This is a genomic window from Bosea sp. BIWAKO-01 (assembly GCF_001748145.1).
GTDB lineage: Bacteria > Pseudomonadota > Alphaproteobacteria > Rhizobiales > Beijerinckiaceae > Allobosea.
In genome coordinates this window covers 2,963,029-2,984,463 of record NZ_BCQA01000001.1, presented here as the reverse complement: position 1 = coordinate 2,984,463, position 21,435 = coordinate 2,963,029, and the positions used below count along the sequence as shown (strand labels likewise).

At 59.6% G+C, this 21,435-nt stretch carries 17 protein-coding genes and 2 pseudogenes; 12 read left to right on the top strand and 7 right to left on the bottom strand.

Going from position 1 to position 21,435, the window contains the following annotated elements:
• The first annotated feature begins 222 nt into the window (after positions 1-222).
• From tenA to BIWAKO_RS13770, 4 genes are all read left to right on the top strand, one after another.
• Positions 223-891: a thiaminase II gene (gene tenA / locus BIWAKO_RS13780; RefSeq protein ID WP_069879149.1), complete on the top strand. Its 669-nt coding sequence runs from the start codon at positions 223-225 to the stop codon at positions 889-891.
• Positions 892-1,063: 172 nt separating this feature from the next.
• Positions 1,064-2,197, top strand: coding sequence for a serine hydrolase domain-containing protein (locus BIWAKO_RS13775; RefSeq protein ID WP_244523439.1), 1,134 nt, complete (start codon positions 1,064-1,066; stop codon positions 2,195-2,197).
• Between the two features lie 437 nt (positions 2,198-2,634).
• Positions 2,635-3,168 carry a hypothetical protein gene (locus tag BIWAKO_RS35345; RefSeq protein ID WP_141740080.1) on the top strand — a complete coding sequence of 178 codons (534 nt, stop codon included), beginning with the start codon at positions 2,635-2,637 and terminating at the stop codon, positions 3,166-3,168.
• Complete coding sequence (locus BIWAKO_RS13770; protein WP_141740079.1) at positions 3,161-4,039, top strand: hypothetical protein; 879 nt, start codon at positions 3,161-3,163, stop codon at positions 4,037-4,039. The genes BIWAKO_RS35345 and BIWAKO_RS13770 overlap by 8 nt, the downstream gene beginning before the upstream one ends.
• Before the next feature lie 1,356 nt (positions 4,040-5,395).
• On the opposite strand, the gene BIWAKO_RS35340 is transcribed toward BIWAKO_RS13770, so the two are convergent.
• Complete coding sequence (locus BIWAKO_RS35340) at positions 5,396-5,677, bottom strand: hypothetical protein (RefSeq protein WP_141740078.1); 282 nt, start codon at positions 5,675-5,677, stop codon at positions 5,396-5,398.
• Between BIWAKO_RS35340 and BIWAKO_RS13765 the strand changes: the two genes are divergently transcribed.
• Entirely contained in the window at positions 5,676-6,089 is a 414-nt protein-coding gene (locus tag BIWAKO_RS13765; RefSeq protein WP_141740077.1) for a hypothetical protein, read from the top strand. The genes BIWAKO_RS35340 and BIWAKO_RS13765 overlap by 2 nt on opposite strands.
• Before the next feature lie 104 nt (positions 6,090-6,193).
• On the opposite strand, the gene BIWAKO_RS34245 is transcribed toward BIWAKO_RS13765, so the two are convergent.
• The 5 genes from BIWAKO_RS34245 to BIWAKO_RS13730 form a co-directional block, all read right to left on the bottom strand.
• Complete coding sequence (locus BIWAKO_RS34245) at positions 6,194-7,486, bottom strand: S8 family peptidase (RefSeq protein ID WP_244523438.1); 1,293 nt, start codon at positions 7,484-7,486, stop codon at positions 6,194-6,196.
• A 155-nt stretch (positions 7,487-7,641) separates the two neighbouring features.
• Complete coding sequence (locus BIWAKO_RS35335) at positions 7,642-9,159, bottom strand: hypothetical protein (RefSeq protein ID WP_141740076.1); 1,518 nt, start codon at positions 9,157-9,159, stop codon at positions 7,642-7,644.
• A gap of 92 nt (positions 9,160-9,251) precedes the next feature.
• Positions 9,252-10,124, bottom strand: coding sequence for a S1 family peptidase (locus BIWAKO_RS37330; RefSeq protein WP_074471555.1), 873 nt, complete (start codon positions 10,122-10,124; stop codon positions 9,252-9,254).
• A gap of 141 nt (positions 10,125-10,265) precedes the next feature.
• Complete coding sequence (locus BIWAKO_RS13740; protein WP_141740075.1) at positions 10,266-10,520, bottom strand: hypothetical protein; 255 nt, start codon at positions 10,518-10,520, stop codon at positions 10,266-10,268.
• 861 nt (positions 10,521-11,381) lie between these two features.
• On the bottom strand, positions 11,382-11,897 hold the full coding sequence (locus tag BIWAKO_RS13730) for a hypothetical protein (RefSeq protein WP_141740074.1): 516 nt from the start codon (positions 11,895-11,897) through the stop codon (positions 11,382-11,384).
• A gap of 237 nt (positions 11,898-12,134) precedes the next feature.
• Between BIWAKO_RS13730 and BIWAKO_RS13725 the strand changes: the two genes are divergently transcribed.
• The 5 genes and pseudogenes from BIWAKO_RS13725 to BIWAKO_RS34805 all read left to right on the top strand — a co-directional run bounded on the left by BIWAKO_RS13725 (position 12,135) and on the right by BIWAKO_RS34805 (position 16,571).
• Complete coding sequence (locus BIWAKO_RS13725) at positions 12,135-12,884, top strand: lysozyme family protein (protein WP_069879139.1); 750 nt, start codon at positions 12,135-12,137, stop codon at positions 12,882-12,884.
• A gap of 63 nt (positions 12,885-12,947) precedes the next feature.
• A complete protein-coding gene (locus tag BIWAKO_RS13720) occupies positions 12,948-14,207 on the top strand; it encodes a metallophosphoesterase family protein (protein WP_084651365.1) in 1,260 nt (419 codons plus the stop codon).
• Positions 14,208-14,444: 237 nt separating this feature from the next.
• On the top strand, positions 14,445-15,506 hold the full coding sequence (locus tag BIWAKO_RS13715; RefSeq protein ID WP_465247425.1) for a trypsin-like serine peptidase: 1,062 nt from the start codon (positions 14,445-14,447) through the stop codon (positions 15,504-15,506).
• Positions 15,439-15,657: pseudogene (locus tag BIWAKO_RS37560) on the top strand (IS110 family transposase); the annotation flags it as partial. The gene BIWAKO_RS13715 and the pseudogene BIWAKO_RS37560, both read left to right, overlap by 68 nt.
• Positions 15,658-15,798: 141 nt before the next feature.
• Positions 15,799-16,571 (top strand): annotated as a pseudogene (locus tag BIWAKO_RS34805) (IS5 family transposase).
• 676 nt (positions 16,572-17,247) lie between these two features.
• Here BIWAKO_RS34805 and BIWAKO_RS13705 read toward each other — a convergent pair.
• A complete protein-coding gene (locus BIWAKO_RS13705) occupies positions 17,248-17,997 on the bottom strand; it encodes a hypothetical protein (RefSeq protein WP_069879136.1) in 750 nt (249 codons plus the stop codon).
• Positions 17,998-19,660: 1,663 nt separating this feature from the next.
• Here BIWAKO_RS13705 and BIWAKO_RS13695 point away from each other — a divergent pair.
• Positions 19,661-20,011 (top strand): transposase, encoded by a 351-nt coding sequence (locus BIWAKO_RS13695; RefSeq protein WP_069882464.1) that lies wholly within the window; start codon positions 19,661-19,663, stop codon positions 20,009-20,011.
• The gene (locus tag BIWAKO_RS13690) at positions 19,960-20,808 is read left to right on the top strand and encodes an IS3 family transposase (protein WP_141740073.1); all 849 of its coding nucleotides are present in this window, start codon (positions 19,960-19,962) and stop codon (positions 20,806-20,808) included. The genes BIWAKO_RS13695 and BIWAKO_RS13690 overlap by 52 nt, the downstream gene beginning before the upstream one ends.
• Positions 20,809-21,435: the final 627 nt, after the last annotated feature.

The following is a 21,435-nucleotide window of genomic DNA, read 5'->3' as shown; positions in this document are numbered from 1 at the left end:
TCAACCGGACAGTCCGGCCTTCACATCGATCGCGGACTGAAAGCCGCGCCCCAAGCGCGATCCAAGCTGCGCGCGTCCATCCCTGGAATCATCCTGAAACTGTTCGATTTCGCGGGTAGAGCCGGAATTTGCACCGTGCCCCGCCAAAGCCTATCGGTTCCGGCAGCCTGATGCCGCGTTTCGCGGATCCAGCTGACGCTGCCTGTGGAGACAACGCCCGAGATGGACATTTTCGATCGACTGAAGTCCGCAGCAAAGGCCGACTGGACGAGCTATGTCGACCATGCCTTTGTCCGGCAGATGGCGGCCGGCTCGCTGCCGCAGGCCGCCTTCCGCACCTATCTGGTGCAGGACTATCTCTTCCTGATCCAGTTCGCCCGCGCCTATGCGCTCGCAATCTACAAGAGCCGCACGCTTTCCGACATGCGGGCGGCCAAGGCCGGCCTGGCAGCCATCCTCGACGTCGAGATGGACCTGCATATCCGGCTCTGTGGCCGTTGGGGGCTGCTCCCCACGGAGATCGAAGCAGCACCGGAGCATGCCGCGACGATTGCCTATACCCGGTTCGTGCTGGACTGCGGCGTCTCGGGCGACCTGCTTGATCTGCATGTCGCACTCGCCCCTTGCGTGATCGGCTATGCCGAGATCGGGCGAAACCTCGCTCCCGCCGGCCCGGAAGCGCTCGGGGACCATCCCTATCGCGACTGGATCGGGGAATATGCCGGCGATGTCTATCAGGAGATCGCGACGGCGGCCCGGCGTCATCTCGACGATCTCGCCGCGCGGGCGATGACGGAACGGCGCTTTGCCGAGCTCACGACCCTTTTTGCCAAAGCTTCCCGGCTCGAGGCGGATTTCTGGCAAATGGCGCTGAACGACAGCACCGCATAGCCGGGATCATCCACCGACCCGCGCCGACAACCTGCAACGGGCCGGCGAGACGCTCTGCGCGCCCGGTATGCGGCGCAGGCCGGGATCGCACTCGACATGACGGCTCAGACCGGTCGGGTATGGTAGCGTTTCGCAATGATCGGCCCGCGAAATGCCACCGAGGATCAGCCACGTGTCTCAGAGCAATGATGCCTATGTACCGCCGGCCAATGGCGATTGGGAAACCATTCCACCGGCCGAAGCCGGCTTCGATGCCGCGAGGCTGCAGACTGCCGTCGACTTCGCCAAGGCACAGGAGAGCACCTGGCCGCGCAGCTTCTATTATCCCGACGGGCGCTATGTCGGCCTCGTCGAATGGAACGAGTCGGGCCCCTGGAGCGAGATCGTCGGCCCGGTCAGGGAGCGCGGCGGCCCTGCCGGTCTGATCCTCCGGGGCGGCCGCGTGGTTGCCGAGTGGGGCGATACGGCCCGCGCCGACATGACCTTCTCCATCGCGAAGAGCTATATCGCCGTGCTGGCTGGGCTTGCCGTCGCCGACGGACTGATTCGCGATGTCGACGAGCCTGTAGGCAAGACCGTCGACGGTCCCTGGTTCGAGGGCGCGCAGAATGCCACCATCACCTGGCGCCAGCTCCTGCAGCAATCGAGCGAATGGCAGGGGGAAATCTTCGGCAAGTCGGACCAGGTCGATCATAACCGGCAGATCGGACCGGGCGCCGACAACAGCCGCAAGGGCGAACGGCGCGCGCTCAAGCCATGTGGCAGCCACTACGAGTACAATGACGTACGGGTCAACCTGCTGGCCTATTGCCTGCTGCAGCGCTTCCGCAAGCCGCTGCCCGAGGTCCTGCGCGAGCGCATCATGGACCCGATCGGGGCCTCGCAAGGCTGGGAGTGGCAGGGCTACCGCAATTCCTGGGTCGAGATCGACGGCCGGAGCGTGCAGTCCGTGCCCGGCGGCGGCCATTGGGGCGGCGGTCTCTTCATCAGCGCGCGCGACCACGCCCGGCTGGGCCTGCTCGTAGGGCGCGGTGGCGCCTGGGCTGGCCGTGAGCTGCTATCGCCGGCCTGGATCGACGACATGTTGTCGCCCTCACCCACGCTCGAGAGTTACGGCTATCTCTGGTGGCTCAACCGGGGCGCTGCGGCCCGTCCGAATGTTCCCGCCACGGCGGCCTTCGCGCTCGGCGCCGGCGTCAACGCGATCTGGCTCGATCCCGCGCAGGATCTCGTCGCGGTGCTGCGCTGGATCGACAAATCCGCGCTCGACGGCTTCGTCGATCGCATGCTCGCAGCGGCCCGCTAGTCGGGTTTGCAACGGCAAGTCGCCCGTGGACCGGCCCTGGGAACGGCGGGGCCGCAGGTCCCCGCCTGAGCCCGGCAGAGACCTGTTCAAAGCGCGGGCGGAGGTGATTCGCGCCGTCCGCCCTCAAAAATCGGGCGGAGCGCCCCTGCTGTACATCAGGCACCAAACGCAAAAACCCGGATACCGCTCTTCAAAGCGATATCCGGGTTTTGCGAAATGGTGGGCGCGACAGGGATCGAACCTGTGACCCCTACGATGTCAAGGGCGTGCCCCAGCGCTTCAACTGAATACAATCAAGCACTTAGCGATCACGGCCTTTCAGCTGGAAACCCTGGTTTTATTGGGTTTCAGGCGTCTGCGTTCGAACTGCGTGCAAACGAAGTTGAGCTACTGAGTGCCCGCCCGAACGCGCCCCGCGCGCTCGCAGGAGCGGCCCGATGAGCGCTCCTGTCCCAACCAGCCTGTCCGGCCGGCTCCCGCCTGATCTGCGCCAAGCTTGGGAGCGCGTCGAATCAGATGCGTTTGGCCTGCTCGGCCGCACACGTTCCATCAACGCGCTGGTCGCCCGACACCACAGGACCTTCGAGGCCCTCATTGATGGCGGTCTACGTCATCAGGACCTCGTCGCGTTGATGGCCGAGGCCGGGATCCAGCGCGCTGACGGAAGCAAGGTCAGCGAGAATGCCGTTGCCGCGGCCATCAGCCGGGCCCGGCGCGCACTCGGCGCCAATGCCGCACGGTCCCATGAGCGTCCTGCCCACGCTCGCATCGATTCGGAGCCGCTCGCCAGGGCTCGTCCCGTGCCCGCGGCCGATCCTTCCGGCCTTCAAGTGGCCGGCCCGGACCCTCCGGAGCCGGTGGAGGCACGTAGCGCACGGCAGGAGCCGTCGGGCGTGATTTCACGCAGCCATGCAAACGCAAACCTACGGGTAGCAAGGCTGCTCAACCAGCTTGGAGAACAGCATGACTAAAAGCAGCAATTCGAAAACCAGGACCGAGACGGCTATTCCGCCCATGCTGATCGAGGCGGTCTCAGAAGCGACGCATATGGGCAAGTCGACGATCGTGCAGCGCGTGCGGGATTATCTCGACGATATTGGCGTGGCGAACGTCATGGTTCGCGTCGAGTCGCGCCGGCTGGCAGGTGCTCTGCGTGACGGCGATGTCAGCATCGCGACCGAAGATTTGGCTCAGGTCGAAACCACCCCGGGCGGCATTGTCGGGATTGTTAAGCCGGGGTTGCAGGAGCTGAACCGAATCGCCTTGGAGGGCGGTGTCGTCCTCTGGGACTGGCCTGGCGGATTCGGCCAGCAGCGCCAGGAGATCCTGCTTCGCGCAAATCTCGACGCCATCCTGCAGAAGAAGGGCATCAACGCTCTCACACTGGTGATGACTACCAATGTCCCCGAGCGGATTGCCGAGGCACAACGGCTTCTCGAGGTCACGGACAAGATCGCCCCCTCTTTCAAGCGGATACTGGTTCAGAACGAGTATGTGGGACGCTTCGAGTTCGCGAGAGATAGTGCCCCGTGGCGCAGCCTGATGGCGTCGGAAGCGGCGTCAACGTCGCGTGCCCTCACGCTGAGCAAGATCGCCGATGTGTCTCTCGCAACGCTTAAGCCCACGGGTCTGAGCGTGCGGCAGATCATTGACCAGGATCCAGAGGTTTTGGGCGAACTGCTCGGAAAGGACGAGTTCACAATGGCTGCCTGCGTGACAGCCGTTGCTGCATGGTATGACCGCTCGGGACAGGAACTCGGCAAGATCCTGCCCTTTCGGGCGCCGCCCAAGTCGATCGACGCGTCGTTTGAAGCGGCTGGCCGCGAGACGGAAGCGACTTAGAGAATTTGCGATCTGGCATTGCCTGCAATTCGCTATGCGGCAGGGCCGGACGCCAAGTGCCGCCGTCACCCGACTTCTCAAGCCCTGGCAGTCGGCGATCGTCGTTATCGTCGCTGAATTGGCGTTCCAGATCCGGTCAGCGGCGCTCAAGCGGCCGCGGTGATTTCCTGAAAGCCGCTCGAAGCAGGCCCGGTCACCAATGGTGATCGGGCCATTTTTGTATTGGTTCGCAGTTAGATCGGACGGAGGGCTGACTCGTCACTGTGACGCAACGTGATAGTTTATGACGGTTCCTGACAAGATCTGAGCCTCGCAGATGCTACTCGGAATGATCGCCCGAGCGATAACGGGATACGCGGAACGCACTGGCAGTCGCCCGATCCGGCCACGTCTCTCAGGCCCACCTGCGGGATGACTGTCCTCAAGCTTCAAGGCGATCGAGACCTGCAGCTTCCGTCTTCCCTCCGAAGGCAAAGGTCACACGTTCGAAACGTGTCTGGCGCGCCAACAAAATCAACAGCTTAACGAATGCCCTCCTGCTTGCTCATCGGAGCGGGTAAGCAATGGGTAAGCGGCGGGCGACATTTCGCCGCCGTCCCCGCTCAAAGGTATTGCACGATGGATGGCGCGATCGTCATCGGGGCGTCATCGCCCTGGCCGGCCTTATTGACCTGCGTCGAGACGATGCACTGGCGAAGCTGAGGCGGCGGCTGGCGGACAATATCTTTGCCGCCCCGCTCATCAATGCATCCAAAGGCGCAGGCAGACATCGCAGCGGCGACCCGTTGAGACCTGTTGCGATGGCTACATCGTTGTGCCCAGGCGTTGCGACGCATTGCACAACCAGAGCTATCTGTGCCCGGCCTCGCGTGAGGGACGTGATTTCCTGATTGTTGAACGGCGTACCCCTACATGCCGTGCGGATGCGGGCGGCGATAGGGCCTATCCATGTCAGTGCATAGAAATCTATTGCCCGGCACCCCGCCCGCGACCGTTCTTCCGGATCGTGGAAGGGCGCGGTGGCCTTGCCCGTTTGCAGACATTCCGAAGGTCGCAGGAGGGTGGTTCTGACGTTCCTCCAGGCCGACCGAAGGGGCTGGGTCGCGCCAGAAGCGGGCTCCGGCTCTTTGCCGGAAGCCGGACATTCGCAATGTGGGATGGGGGCGGCGGCATAAGTGCCCATCGTCGGCGCGATCTGGATACCTCGATCCGCTCAACCACTCGCTCAGTCAAATTTCGACCGGGAGAGCTTCGTCGATATGACGCTGGCCCGTGTGCGGGCTCACCGCGTCCTAGATCGCCTCACAGACATTGGCGTACTCGGGAGGACAATGCCAGTACGAGCCGATGGGGCGATCAAGCAACTTGGAAGTGAGTTGCAGCGCCAATTCGTCTTTGCCCCAACGGCGGTGCGCAATACAGCTGCTGCGCTTGCCGCCAGCCGAGAACCGAGGCCGGCACTCCGACGCTCTTGTAGAAGCGGATCATCAGCAGCGTCGTGCGCGAGTGTTCGACGGACTGGCCCGTTCTCATGTTGATGGCGGAGGCGGAATGGACCCCGATCCGCGAGATCGGGAACACGCCCTTGTTCTTGCCTGCCGCGAACACTGTGAGGCAGGAAGAGGAGCAGGTGTCCATGGCTCCGACCACCGTGTCGATGTCGCCGCTCCTGGCGAGCAACACGCCGAGCTCAAGCCCTTCGGCCAGGCTCCCTCCCGGCGAATTGAGGAAGATCCGCCACAACACCGAAGCAACCGACGCGCTCGACAACTTCGCCGTCAAGCGCAACACCGACCAGCACGAGGCCGAGATCGCCAAGGCCAAGGCCGAGGCGCATGGTATCGAGAGCCATGCCGATGCCGAGAAAATCGCCGCTCAGACTGTCCGCGCGAGTGGCACGTCAGCTTACGCAGCACCCTCCGGTCAGCACGACGACCTCGTGACGGCATTGACGCTTGCCGTGTTCGCGTGCCGGTCGGTGGGCGGCGTCGTTCGGCGCCGCCAGACACCGCATCGAGGCGCGCGAGTTTCGTCGGCGGCATGGACCTGATCCGGAGTTTAACGTCCATCGGTAGCGCGCTTCCGATAGAGATTCGTTTCCTTCCGCTAGCGCCTCAACGTACGCGAAGGGCATAGCTTAGAACTTTTGTTCGACTAACGCTGCGGGGCCATTACGGCGCCAGCGCCACGATCGCTGAAAGTGACATTCGCTTCAAACACACGATCGCGAGCCGTGGCGGTCAGCTGCGCTGCCACATCGGTCGCGCGAACCTGTCCGTGATTTCTCTCGTTAATCCAAGCCCACCATAGGGCAGCTACGCCGGCCACATGCGGGCATGCCATGCTGGTTCCGCTGTCGGCCCGCAGACCGCCGGCGATGGCGGCTGAGACAATTGCTACGCCAGGTGCACTCACCTGCGGATTGATATTTGAAAATGGGGCTACCTGCAGACGGCCGTTCTCACTAGTTTGTGTTGCGCCAACGGAGATTATGCCGCGCGCTGCCGCGGCAGGAATGGTCACGTCGATGACGAAGTCGGGGCTTTGTTTTCGGCGGCTTTCGTTTCCTGCAGCAGCGACGAGGACCGTGCCAGGAGAATCCTCGCTCTCTTGCATTAGGAGGCTGGCAAGCGTTTCGAACTGGCGAAGATTGTCTCTGTAAGCCTTTAACGCGATCGACGTCGCGAGCTCTGGCGGATGGCCCTTTGCCATGAGATTCTTCTGCATCTTTGGAAAATCAAAGCCGAGCGACATCGAAATGACGTTGGCGCCATTTGAATGAGCCCACTTGAGCGCATCCAAGACCGCTTTTGTAGAACCAAAGCCGTCGTCTCCGATTACTTTGCCAATGAGAACGTCGGAAATGCCTCGAGCAACTCCCATTCGGACCCCATCAACATCGTTCCCGAAGATTGTGCCGGCGCAGTGGGTTCCGTGGCCGTTGATATCGTCGTCATGCCCATCTGAGAAATTTTGTCGTGTGCTGAGAATGTTGTGTTGTATGCGAACGAAGGCTGGGTGATTTGCATCGATCCCGGTATCGAGAATGGCAACCTTTACACCAGCACCATCGATTTCTCTTGGCGAGGCCCCTAAAACATCGGCAACGCCCCATGAGGCACCTGCAGCTTTGGAGGCTGTCACCGGATCACTATCGCTGGCAACAAACCCCTCGTCCCCCACGGGCTCGATGAGGGTCACGGGCATGCTGCGGGCGACTATCTTTCTGGGGTCGCGACTCGCATCCTGAGCCGCCCTCCTATCGTTGGTCGTGTCGATCGAGATATAGTCGAAAACTGGTATCCCGCGCGGCCTTGCGACTAGGATTTCCTTAGTCGACAGCGTTTCGAAGGGGCCGCCTCCAGGGTGATTTTCAGGGCTCCGCCCTACTCGAAGAGGCCCAAAGTCCCCTGCTATGTCTAAAATGATGAAATCATTATCGCTCATCGGAACAACTCCAGCTAAACTGGCTCGCGGTCGGGAAGACGAAAATCTGCAAGTGCTTGGGTCGGCGGCCCTCAGCCATCCTAACTATAACGACGCTGTATGCATTGGCGGCGTTCAGAGGTTGAAGTTCTTCGCCGACCCAGACGCTCTCAGTGCTACATAGTAAGTAGGGTTTTGTTGCTTGCCACTTCAGCTTTGAATACGGTATTCAGCTGGATCAGTTGTACTGGGGTCTTCGGGGCTTGGTCCGGCCTGGGATTCGCAGTGACGGCGGCGAGCGCTTCGAACAGCCTCTGCTCCTGATCAGCTTTCTTTTCGCCTTCAACGCGTGATAGCTTGGCCCAAACAACTTCCGGCGACTGCTTGTTCTCGGTCACAAAGATGACCTTTATCAGAACAGCCTTTCCCTTATCGTCGAATTCTACATCTCCCGACAATTCGACCTTCCTTCCCTTGTAGACGAATGGGTGCGGCGGAGGTGATACTGGCGGGCCATTTTGCTGGTTGCCCAAATACGCTTCGGCTGCGAGCCTCAACGCATGATGCAATTCTGATTCTGCTTGAAACCAATCGTAAGAGACTACGGGTTGAGGCTTTATCCTTACAGGGAATGCTCTAAATATTTGGTCCGACACGACGTCATTGTTCGCCGGCAACAGATCAAACTTGCGCCGATACCGAACTTCGTGATCTCGGTCGGTAGGCTTCTTCGTATAAGATTTCGTCGAAATAACTGCGAACGGCCGATCTTGTTGTCGGAGCAATGAAGCAATCTTGGCAGTATGTGCTCCTCCGATCACCATCGCAATAATCGGAAATCCGGGCCGGTCGGCAAGCGCGGCGATACTTGTGAACATCGTGACACTTGCATCATCACGTGCTTTAAAGAACGACCGATTATCTTGCAGGGCTTTCAGCGTGTCTTGATCAATCGCAACAGATTGGGATTTAGCTTCACTTTCTATCCTATCTATCAATGCGGATTCTGTCTGAGGCTGGCTGATCAGTCCAAGTATTTTCTTAAGCCAATCTTCATTTTGCTCTAGAAATTCGACTAGTTGCGCCTGAGCTTCAGTTTTACCTGCCGACATATCATTTTGAAGTCGCAAATACCGGAGCTGTTCTCCTACAGACTTTGCGTCCAATGAATTTTGGTAGCGCCTCAAAGCCGCGTTGTAAGCCAACGTCACTACTTTTCCAAAGCTTTCCGGTGGCGCGTTCGTGTAATCCTTTGATTGCTCGATCCGGTGGATTTTTGTGCCAAAAGCAAGCGCCATAAATTCAGGGCTGCTTATCTCTCCCAAATTAAGTAGCGAAAGCGCTGTCTCGAATCTTCCGTCAGCGGTCTGGTCCTTGAGATTTGCGAACCAGTCCACCGAAATCGATTTCGATTTTTCGTGATAACCTTCGAGACCTATATCGTTGAGACGGTATTTCTTCTTCAACCGCAGAAGAGCGATCGTCTGCTCGATATCTCCCCCAATATCTGCATGAAACTCTTCGAAAACGATGATTGATGCACCTATCTTTCCATCGCCGTAGGATGTCACGGTGCCAATGTTGGTTGAGACGTCTTCAGCTATATTCTTCGCACTTTGTGCCCTAAGGGTAACCGGTGCCAACGTGACGGCAACCAAAAAAGCTGCGACAAGCACTCGGCAAAAAGCCAACATGATCGCCCCCTGAAAAATAGAATATGACGTTCGCCACTACTCTACATAGTAACTTTGACGACTGCTACCAAATCACGCGAGCGACCACTGAGTCAATCATCCCGAAGAATTCGCTGAGCGTCCTCCAGCCCATCTCGAGCTGCAAGATCGGTTTCTCGGTCAGTCCAAATTCTAAGGATCCCCTTGGCTCGAAGACCGCCGAGCTGGCCCAACGTCAAATAAATCCATTTGCGCGCCGTTCCGCGCTTATGTTCGCGGAGTAAGTTGGAAAGATAGCTCGCTATTGGCTCAGGATCGGCCAATCGCACAGCGCTCCGGAGCAATAGTTCGCTAACTCGCTCATCAAACACTGATTCCGCATCGCTTAGATCTAGGGGTTGAGGGCAAACCTTCGATATCACTTCGGATGGTATCACAAACGAGACTAGAGCCTTTCTGTGCATTGCTACGATCATGCCAACGATGCATTGTCGAACTATGTCCCAAACCGGGGCTCCGCTGAATCCCCTTTCAATGACCACGCCCTGTGAATTGACCGCAATCAGGTTACGCCAGCCAAGTGCCGTTCGATTGCCTATGACTGCGGATGTCGGGATGCCTTCTTCGTATCCTAAGGGAAAGCCATAGGTGTCGCAGAGCATACCCACGGAAAAGCGGCTCTCAAAAGTGCGCAAAGCCATGGCACCTTGCGGTAGCGGATCAAGCAATGACAAGAACGCAATGTCGCCTCCGGATCCTTCGACTGCCGTCGCCCCGACGAGGGTCGCTCTCAGCTTCTTATCGCCCAAGAAGGGAAAATTGACCCAGACGTCTGCTGCTGGATTTGCCCGGTTCCCCTGTAAGACATGCGTGCAGGTGCATAGCAGATTGTCGCCAACCAGGAAGGCCGCACCGTCGACGGCCTTATATGGATCCGTCCAAACCCGGGCTACGCAAGTTTCGAGAGGATGCTCAGTAGCTAGCACGTGTCACCAAAGCCGCCTTGCAGCTTCCGTCGATCGTTCTTGTTGGTCGCACGTGTGAGACACATATCGCTCTTCATGAAGGAGTGAAGGGTTCTTCATCCGAGTTGTTTCCTTGTCGTAGGCACGACTGTTCGGTGAACTTTATCTATCGCGTGTGCATGCGATCATCGCAATTTCAAAGGACAGAACTCGTAGCGCGATCTGGCCACTCTTAGCATAAAAACGCGCCCTTCCGGAGGCATCGACGTCAAATTTCGCACCCTCAACGACAATTTTGGCTGCGACGAAAACAACCGGGCGAGTTTCGAGCGTCAGGTCGGCGACGGCGCGGCGGAGCCGGGCGTTCTCAGCCTCGAGCTCCTTCATCCTCTTCGGCGCACGGCGCTTCTTCGGCATTGTGGGGATTGTTCGCCCCGGACTGCAGCAACTCAGCCGAGTCGCCTTTGAGGGTGGCGTCGTCCTCTGGGACTGGCCTGGCGGATTCGGCCAGCAGCGCCAGGAGATCCTGCTTCGTGCGAATCTTGACGCCATCCTGCAGAAGAAGGGCATCAGTGCTCTCCTGACAAGATCTGACGAGCAATGTCGAATTCCACAAAGTCTGACAAATCATGGCGGACCGTGTCACCTCGTGGCAAGATACGTTGGATTTGTTCGACCAGTGTGAAATGTTGCTTCACCGACCTCAACCGGTGCTCAACCGCTAGTGAGTAATAATAAAGACCTCTGCAAAGGATCTGATCACCTTTTGCGTGGGCAGACAATTCACCTGGCCTGGGGTCTCCGACGAGGCGAATTCCGGGAGCGTCAGACACCGCGTCGGGGCCAGTGTCCGAGCCGTCGGTGTCGATCCCGATCCGGCAACCGCGCGGGCTCCTTGGCGCGCTTCGCCTCGATAAAGCGAAGCGGCCATCGAGCACGCCCTTACATTGCCATCAGGGATCGAGGTTTTTGACGCCACCGGAACTGGATCATGTGTCAGTCGAGGATAAAAAGAATTCCAAGAGCCTCTTCAACCGATTTTACCTTGATTGGGTAGAGGGCCCGGATCGCCACCTCATGCGGCGCAGCACGACTGGCCGGACAACAATTCTGGTCGCGCGTAGGAATCCACCTTCGGTCGCGCATGGCACCTCGAACTCTCGGCAAATCGCCGCGATCGTCGGTCCCGAGATTGCGCCAAGATCAAGATCACCGGTTGGCTTGGCCTTATCGGTCATTCTGCCTTTCAGTGAAGCAGAAACCAGCGTGCCGCCCGCGTCACGTCCTACGGGCCCCACCCTGATCCTTCACCTCGGCCCGAGGAGGCTGTACGAGCCCGCTCGTAAGGGTCACAACGCCGAGAAGGATGCTTGCGAAGTGGCCGTCGAATGGGACGATCGCCGTGGCGCCGACACCTTCGATTGCATAGGCCCAGAATGGAAACAGCGCGAAGCCCAGCACGGCGTTGGTGCGCCAGCCATCTCCAGGCTCGCGCATTCGCCAGAGATAGACTGGGGTAACGACCCAGGCCAAAAAGAAGATGGTGGTACCGATCGATGAGACGTTGAAGCCCGCCATTAGTGCTTCGACCTTCGTGGCCTCCGCATTGATGATCGACTGCTTCAAGATGCCATTGGCGAAAATAAAGAATGCAACAATCTCGGCCGGGATGTATTTGGCGACGCGCTCAAGGTAGCTGTCGCCGCTATACCCAGCTGGAGCGTTGGCCTGGTCTCCAAGGGCGCTCTCGACCCCACCACTCAGCGGCGGTGATGGCCTTACTAAGCGTCCCATCACGCCCCTCGCCGCATCTCAGGTGTATCGCCCTTACGAGAGGCATCCGCAGTCGACAACTTGACAGATCGTTTGCATAGCGCGCTTAATTATTAATGTAAATTCGGAACTCTTCCGTATTTTGCGGTTCCGCCTCTTGCTGCCCTTAGCTCGCTTTCACGGAGCGATGCGGGAATATTTGATGTGCCAAAGCTACGAGCGGATGGTCACTGGTAAAAAATTTTCGGGGGGCGAACGATGGCAGACGACGACGTCGCGCTAACGGAAGGTGAACTCGAGCAGGCGAGAAGTAACCGCGAGGGATTGCAATGGCTGTCAGAAGTCGAGGGTTCCGCCCTTGAGACAGCCCAGCCGGGCGGCGCGCCTTCGTCAACGCCGATTTCGGGCGTCGCGTTCGACCTCATCGTTGAGTTCGAGGTCAGCAGTGAGCAGGTCTACACGCGCAAGTATCGCGGCCCAATTTGGCCGGGCGGAGCTTCCGGTGTGACGATCGGCATCGGCTATGACGTGGGTTACGCGAACGCGCCAACACTCGCCACCGATTTTGGCGGCACGATTCCCCGCCCCATGATCGATGCTCTGCGGTCGACGATTGGCAAGACGGGCGCGATTGCAGAGCATGTCGCGAGAGACCTTGCTGATCAGGTCGATGTGCCTTGGACTGCCGCGATTTCGGTACACAGGGCCCGGGTCATGCCCCGCTGGATTGGGCTCGTCGAACGCTCGCTTCCAAACGCTGCGGCGATAGGCCCGGACTGCCTTGGTGCACTCGTTTCGCTCACCTACAACCGGGGAGCCTCTTATCCGAAGGCCGGCGACAGGTACGAGGAGATGCGAGCGATCAAGGCCCACATGGGAGCACGAGCCTTCGACAGAATCCCTGGTGAGTTGCGTTCCATGAAGCGGCTCTGGCCGACCGTGCCTGGTCTTCAGAAGAGGCGTGAGCGCGAGGCGCAGCTGTTCGAGGCAGGATTGCGAGCTGTTTGAACTAAGTCGTGATGCTGCGTTGATGTCAGTAGCAGCAGCACCGATGGACGGGGGAAGACGGGGATGGCTGAATGGCCGGCCGATGGCAGTGGCACACCGATTGTGACGCTACAAACGCTCAAGGAAGCGCGTCCGTCGATGGAGGGCCTAGAGGGGGGGAGACGCAACGAAGACCTGGATGTTTATGACAACCTCGTCGAGACCCTCGCAGCAGAGGCCGAAAAGGTGGGTGCCGGGGTCTTATTTACGGCCCAGAATCGCGAAGCGTCTCGCCTCCAAAGCGCAATGGCAGAGCGCTGCACCAAGGGGCGCCAGCTCGAGGCTGGAGGGCTGGAGGCGAAGTTCGGCGAGGGCGTCTGGGGCGGCGACTGGTTAGGCTGGCTACGCAGCCTCATGGACCACGTCAACAAGGATGATTGGTGCGATATTAAACGCCCGGCGGGATCGGGCGTCGCTCTGATGCCGGACAAAGCGCGTGTCGCGGTGCTAAGTGACTGGGGCACAGGCCTTTACGGTGCGCCTGCTTCGGCAGCTTCGATTCGCAGGCAGGGCGGCTACGATCTACTGCTCCATCTAGGCGACATCTACTATTCGGGCACGCAGTACGAGGCCAACGACCGCTTTCTAAGGGTCTGGCCCACCGATGCAGGTAAGATCAGCCGCGCGCTGAATGGCAACCACGAGATGTATTCGGGCGGGTTCGCTTATTTCGACGACATCTTGCCGGCGTTCGGCCAGGAGGCGAGTTACTTCGCATTCCGGAATGAGCATTGGCTGCTTGTGGGGCTCGATACGGCCCACACCGACCACAACGTCGACGACAAGCAGGCTGCGTGGCTGAATTCGCTTGTGCGAGATGCTGGCGGCCGAAAGATCGTCCTGTCGTCTCACCATCAGCCATTCTCGCGGCTCGACGAGCAGGGCCCGAAACTCCAAACAGCGCTATCGGACCTACTGCAATCGAAGGCGATCGCCGCCTGGTACTGGGGCCACGAGCACGATTGCGTCATCTATGATCGCCACCCGTCATTCGGGCTGCTCGGCCGCTGCGTGGGAAATGGCGGCATCCCCTCGCCCCGCAAATCTACCGTGACATCAGCCGAAACCGAGAGAGCCAGCCACGGGGTAGAGTGGAAGCGTCTTCGGGGAAACGCCGCTGCCCCCGCCTGCCTCGTGCTTGATGGCCCGAACCCCCTAGTTAAGGGCGAGGAGCATAAATTTGTCCCGCACGGCTATTTGACGCTCGACTTCGATGGGCCGACGCTCATCGAGCGTATGCGACTGCCGGACGGCACTGAGATCTACCGCAATGTGGTGAGATGAATCTGGCGAGGTTTTGGGAGGCACCACGTGAAAATCGATTGGAACAAGCAGGCCGACCCTGAGGCGGTGCGCGGGTCCACCGAATTGTTGCGCGGCGGCTTGCCGGAGCGGGCAGCGCCCAGCCCCGGCCTAGAACGGCTGGAGGCATCGCCGAGCGGAAGGACGGAGGGCGCAACCAACGGTCGCTCGGAAAGGGAACGGGTGGAGCGGCTCGAAGAGGCGATTTCCAGCGAGGCGATGGATGCGTCCAAGGGGGACCAGGAGACAATCAAGCGCGAGGTGGTAGCGGGTGCGCGGTCAGCACTCGCGAAGACCTTTGAAGACGAGGCACCCGAAAATTTCACACTGGGCGAGCAACTGGGCCTTGAGGCGGTGATCCTGACCAATGGAGAGCGCCCAAGCTTGATCGTCAAGGACGGTTTCGTCGATTTACAAGCTCCTGATATCGGAGACTGGGATTGGGCACTCAAACGCTACAAACATGACATCCAATCGGTCGCTGCGTCAGTTGGGCGTATCGAGGTGCCAGTAAACCCCGGCTTTGCAGGCACCTGCTTCGTGCTCGCGGCAGGCCTAGTCGTGACGAACCGTCACGTTCTCGAGGCGATTGCCACTGAGGCCGGTGGCTCGTGGACACTCAATTGGCCGGACTCCACCACCGTCGACTTTCTCGGAGAAGACGGTGCGACGTCGTCTGCCCGCTTCAGAGTGACGGGTGTCGCATTCGCAGGGTCAGACGCGATCGAATACAGAATCAACTTCGCTCATCTCGACATGGCGGTACTGCGCCTTGAACCGACCGGAGAGACGCCGTTCCCGAAGCCGCTCACTTTTGAGACCGATGACTCGCAGCCCAAGAAGAAGCGTCACATCTACGTGCTCGGATTTCCGGGCAAGCCGCGGAGGTGGATGTTCGACGGCGTGCCAGACGCAGGCTTCGAAAGCGCGGAGGTGCTCTCCACTATTTTCAACAGCAAGTTCGGCGTGAAGCGGCTCGCACCGGGCGAGATCAAGGCCGGGCCGGGCGAGGTGCCAGGCGACACAAGGCACTGGATCTGCACTCACGATGCATCCACGCTCGGGGGTAATTCAGGATCCGCCATGGTTAACCTGACTAATGATGGACTAACGGTGATGGGCCTTCACTTCGGCGGATCGAACCGCAAGCAGAACTGGGCTCACGCGGTGGCAAAGCTGCAAGCCCAGTTCTTAACTATTTCGGACTGTGGCAGGAGATCGCTACTTGCGTCGGCTACTCGTTGTGGGGGCGACGACCGTCATCCGTCACATCAAGGATAAACCAACGCCTATGGCCGCCTGGATCAGGAAACTCATGGAGACGAAGCCCTTCCGGGTCGTCTCAGTCGCACTCGCCAACAAGTTGGCCCGGATCGCATGGGTCGTGCTCAATCGGAAGGAAGCCTATCGGTCCTACGAACTGACGGCCTGACGAACCCAGATCACCGAATTGGTCGTGGCAGTCGATGATGAGTAACGATCGAGCCAATGGCGAGGAAAACCCGTGTGATCTAGGCTCGAAACTCAATTGGGTTGTTGGCGAGGCGGTGATCTGATTCCGTGTCTTCCGGAGGTGTTCGGATGGCACGGAAGCGAGAGGTCTATTTGGCTGTCAGATGCAGAATGGGAGGCGATCCAGCCGCATTTGCCTCGGGGCCAGGGCGGGGCGCGGCGGGTGGATGACCGTCGTGTGATCTCGGGCATCATGCACATGCTGCGCTCGGGCGGTCGCTGGAAGGACTGCCCGGCAGTCTATGGCCCCTCCACCACGGTCTAGAATCGCTGGAACCGCTGGAGCCGGCAGGGTGTGTGGGAGCGGATTTTCTACGCACTGACCGGCTCGGACGGAGTGTTCACCGGCGCGGTGGATTCCACCCACATCAAGGCTCACCGCTCGGTGGCTGGCGCAAAAGGGGGGCTCATCATCATGCCATTGGCACCTCGCGCGGTGGGCGGACCACCAAAATCCACGCGCCGAGCGATGATCGCGGCCGGCCCGTCGCCTTCGTCCTGACACCCGGCAACGCTCACGACCTCGCCGGCGCCAGGGCGCTCCTCGCCATCCGCCGGCCCAGCCACAAACTGCTGGCCGACCGGGCCTATGACGCCGCCAGTCTGCGCGATTGGCTCGCCGAGCGCGGAACCGAGCCCGTTATCCCGCCCAATCCAACCCGCAAGAACCCGCACTCCTACGACCGCGATGCCTATCGCGCTCGCAACCTCATCGAACGCATGTTCTGCAGGCTCAAGGACTTCCGGCGCATCGCCACCCGCTATGACAAGCGCGCTGATATCTTCCTCTCAGCCGTCTGCATCGCCGCCGCAATCACCTGGTGGGCCAATTGAGTCTCAGCCCTAATGCGCCTCAACCGCGCGCCAACTTGATCAGGGACCTCTCCGGCGGATTTCCATCAGGGCCAGCGGTATCAAATTACCGCACAAACAGGCCGGACATATGAAAGCAACCGATCAAACCCACTCCGACAAAAAAGCCATTGCCAGAGGGGGCGTCCCCATATGAATCACGCATCAGCGCCCATGGGAATCCCAAGAGTCCACGGCCCCTAGAGGCCCTGCTCGCCGCCCGAAAGCGAACTCCATTTCGGGATGGGGTGGACTTTCGAAGTCATCCTTCGGTCCTGGAAATCAGGTATGTGGGGTATCAGCCCTCCGGGCTGGTACAGGATCCCTCATTGCACGTGACTTAGTGCTAACGAATTGTCATTTCGTGGCGGACTCCCTGGCCAGCGATGGACGTACCCTGACCGGTTCCGTGACTCGCAGGTTTGATTACAGAAAGGGTGCCGAGAGCTTTCAGACCAAAGTACACGACGACGACGCCAACGAGGCACTGTTGCTGATCCACTGAATCGGCGGGCGCCCCACCGAGGTGCGCATCCCCTAGGTCAAACTGGACGTTACCCTAGGTGCCATGGCCTGTTCTTGAAGGCAGAAGGGTCCAGCCCGGAAGCCTTTCAAGGGTATCTCCCAAAACCGCAATTCCTTATGGGTGGCACCGCGTTCATGTCCGCGCCTCGGCTATAAAATTGCCTATCTCACTCTCCATGCGCTGCCGCAACCGCGGCTCGAGCACAGCGAGCAAGTTGTTGTTTGCACTCATCGTCGTCGTCGCGCTCTCGAATTGTGCTGTCGTGTCCGTGACGCGAAAGAACAGAACATTAGTCTCGCTCTGCTCGAATGAGAGGCGCGCGACTACATGGCGGATCACCGTCTCCGAACCATCAGCATTGACGGCCGCGTAATGTGTCTCTCGCGTGTTGAATTTGCGGCTTTCTCTATCAAACAGTGTAATCCAGGATTTTTCCTTATCGATTTCTTGAAGGTTGTTGAGCGCGGCTAGGATGACTGGGCCAATTCCAGCACCGCCGAAAGCGATCGTCAGAAATGGGATGATGGCTTTATGGACGAAAGCGCCTTTCTTTTTGAACGTCGAAATCGAAAGAGCGGACTGCGGGATTACGAATCCCAGATTGCGAAGATTGGTCTTGTACGATGCGAGCCAATCGTCTTCGTCATCGCCTTCGCGCATCGCTGCGTCAGCCACGCGACTCGCGAACAGCAGCGCCATTGAAACACCGGACCGCACCGCTCCAGATGGCGCGGCCGAGAAATCAATCAGTGTGTTACCCGCGACAAGGCTGGACGGCAGCATGTTCAGATCAATGGGGGGCGCAGAAATGATCGCTGCTTCGAGCCGCGCCGATGGCAATTCGGCGCTCTCAACGAAACTCAGAACGTTCAGTTCAGACATTAACCGTCTCCCCCTTCGCGGCTCCGCTCGATCAACCGAAGCTCAACACCGTTACCAAACTAGAACTAGGCACTGCCCCTCAAATGAGCCCTTCCAAGGAAGGCGACTTCCAACTTCAAAATGAAACAACCGCTTGACATGCCTGCCAGCCCCCGCCCCGTACAGCAGCCGGGCTTCGCCCTGAGCCCGGCACTTCGGGCCAGAGCCTCTTCTTCGGCCGAAATTCAATCGGGCTGTTCTGAAACAAATGCCCTGCCATATGCTGGAGACTGGCCCGCATCTCACGATACCGTTCAATGTTGCAGTATTCGGCATCGCACCGGTTCCGTGTCCGTTTGCCCTCCGGCCGTTAGAGGGCGAGGGCTAAGCGGGGGAAAGCAGGTAGACGAACGCATTCACCTGCCAACCGCGCTCATCCCAGGCGCGAGAGTTAGGTCCCGTGCCTCCATGCGACTCGAGTGTCGTACTGTCGTGAATTAGGACGACGTGGCCTATCCGGTGGGGTGAATCCTGCGGACGCAGAAAGGCAATCCTCACGCGGCCATCCCGCAGAAGGCCATCTCCTATGGCGCCCTTTTCCAGGCCCTGTGCCTTCACCCAATCGTGCTGCACGACCGAGCCGTCCGGGAATTGATTTCCAAGGCTAGTCGATCGCCGTATGGCTTCCCGTACGAAGCCGCTGCAATCGACCGTACTGAAATCCCGTCCGGGCACCTGCCCCCACCTGATCTTAGCTCCAAGCCCATATCCGACACGCGGATTGGAAGTCATACAATCTTTCAAGAACTGACGTGCCTTGATGATTTCGACACGGATCGAACTGAGGGGAGCCGCTTCTAGACCTCCGGGCTCTGGAGGCTCCTCCCCGCCGCCCATGTTGGCAGCCTCAACAAGGGCCGGGGACCGTTCCGCCACATTACCAGGCGCAGCCGGATCGAAGTCGTCACTGGATTTGTCGTCAGCCGGTGTCATGCGGATCTTCCTCAAATTTGAATGCAAAGATCGCGGGGCCAAAAATGGACTTGCATTGCTGCCAGATCGAATCGGACACGCGCGGCAACTGCATTTATCAGCATCTTCCGCAAAGAATGCGAAAGATGCTGAGTCAAAATACACCGGCGATATGTTCAAATTCATCTCGGAATTTCTGGCACACTTGCGTGTGCGGGGTACGACGTCAAGTGGCTTTAGCAACGGTTTCGAACCACCCTGCTTTGTCACTCCGGCCCAAGTATATCTATATTGTAGATTCGCTCAGCAAAAGCAATACTCCGCGCTCGTAAAGCTGGCGTAGGTCGGCGCGCCCTTGGCGAAGGCGCCGCCGAGTGAAGCCCGCCAGTGGCGCGGAAGCGATATCTGGCGCTTCATTGTACCCTACGATTACGTCGGGTTTCTCGACGCAAATTCCATTTCCGATTCAGCTGACCCGTATTTTTCTTACGTCGACGCAGATGCTTTAATCGTCAGAATACATCCGCCATGATGCGAGAAATGCTACGATATTCGCAACGTTTAGCGTTGGAAGCGCCAGCAATCGCTCACCGGACATGTGCCCATGGCCAATGTCGGCAATCATAGAACCATTTTGGAATGCGCCCGTTGAGGCGGACATGGTGACGGCCAGCAATTGACCGGAGAGCCGGGCTTTCGAAGGATGAAAGCCATGGTTCGACATCGTTCTCACAGCGTCGAGTTCAAGCGCCAGGTGGCCCAGGATTACCTGGCGGGCGAGACGCTCCACAGCCTCGCTCGACGACACGATCTGTCGCGCAACCTGATCCGCATCTGGATCCAGAAGTTCGAAGCCGGCGCCTTCGACGACGAGGCGGCCGCCGCCGATACGATCGAAGCCTATGAGGCGCGCATCGCCGCGCTGGAGCGGCTCGTTGGCAGACAGGCGTTGGAGATCGAGTTCCTAAAGGGGGCTCTGAAGCACGGACCGCGGCCGAGAAGCGCGACTACATCCGTCGTCACCGGCCCCGCGGCATCTCCGTCGCAGAAGGATGCCGGCTGATGGGGATCGCGCGCTCGACCTATTACGACAAGCCGGCCATCAGCATCGACGACACGGCGCTCGTCGAGACGATGGCGGCGATCTCCGACAGTTTCGAGGCCTATGGCTACCGCCGGATGCAGGCAGCGCTGCGGCACCGCGGCTTTGTCGTCAATCATAAGAAAATCCGGCGCCTGATGCGCGAGCACGGTCTTCAGCCGCGTCGGCGCCGGCGCTATGTCGCCACCACCGATGGCGATCACGAACTGCCGATCTTCCCGAACCTGGCGAAGAACATGGCCCCGGACGGACCGAACCAGCTCTGGGTGGCCGACATTACCTATGTCGCGATCACCTCGGGCTTCGTCTACGTTGCCGTCATCCTCGACGCCTGGTCGCGCAAGGTCGTCGGTTATGCCATCGGCCGCTCGATCGACGTCAGGCTGACGCTGGCCGCTCTGCGCTCGGCCATCGAACGGCGAAAACCGCCGCCGGGCTGCGTACATCACGGCGATCGCGGATCGCAATATGCGGCGGGGCGCTATCGGCAAGCACTTGCCGAACACGGTCTCGTCGGATCGATGGGGCGCCGCGGCAATCCGTACGATAACGCCAAGGCCGAGAGCTTCATGAAAACGCACAAGGTCGAGACCGTCTATCCGATGGCCTACGAGACCTTCGAGGACGTCGCTGCCGACCTTCCGCGCTTCATCGATCAGGTCTACAACGCCAGCCGACTGCATTCCGCGCTCGGCTATCTCAGCCCGCAGCAGTTCGAGGATCAACACGCTCGGCTCACGGTCAAATCCGCAGCTTGATCCTGTCTACCCGCAGGGGCGCACTCCATTTATTCGCTCCAATCTAGTAGTCCATCGTTCCTGAACCACAAGGTAAGCTTCGGCAAATAGGATGGCGTGCCAATTGCCTCGAGCGCGCGAGAGCGGATTGGACCCGACCCGGGGTCTCCATACAGGCAGTGTTCCCGTGAACAGCCGCACCAATATGCGGGACACACGGAATCACCTGGACCCGCGCGCAATCAACCAAGCCTCCGGTGAGATCCTTACCGGAGGCGTACAATCAACCGAACAAAACCCATTGCATCCGGATGGCGGATCGGCTCCCCTCGTGTCGCGCACCAGCGCAGCCAAGCCCTCGGCGCCTTTGCGGAAGTCGACCGGTGTCGTCGCCATCATGACGCGGACTGCGCCAGTGGGACAGATCACGGGCCCCATGACGGCCTGACCGCCGTTCGCTAGGTGTCTAAAACTCCCGTCGATGCCTGCCTGAACGCAGGCCTTCGCCTCGACCTTCACCTCGCGATGCGCCCTGGCGTTACGCTATGTGACAAGCACAGCGCCGACGCCCGACGCTTCACCCGCCCGAAGGGGCATCCAAACCGCCAGAAACGAACTCACAGCTGGATAAAACTTGGGGGCAACGTC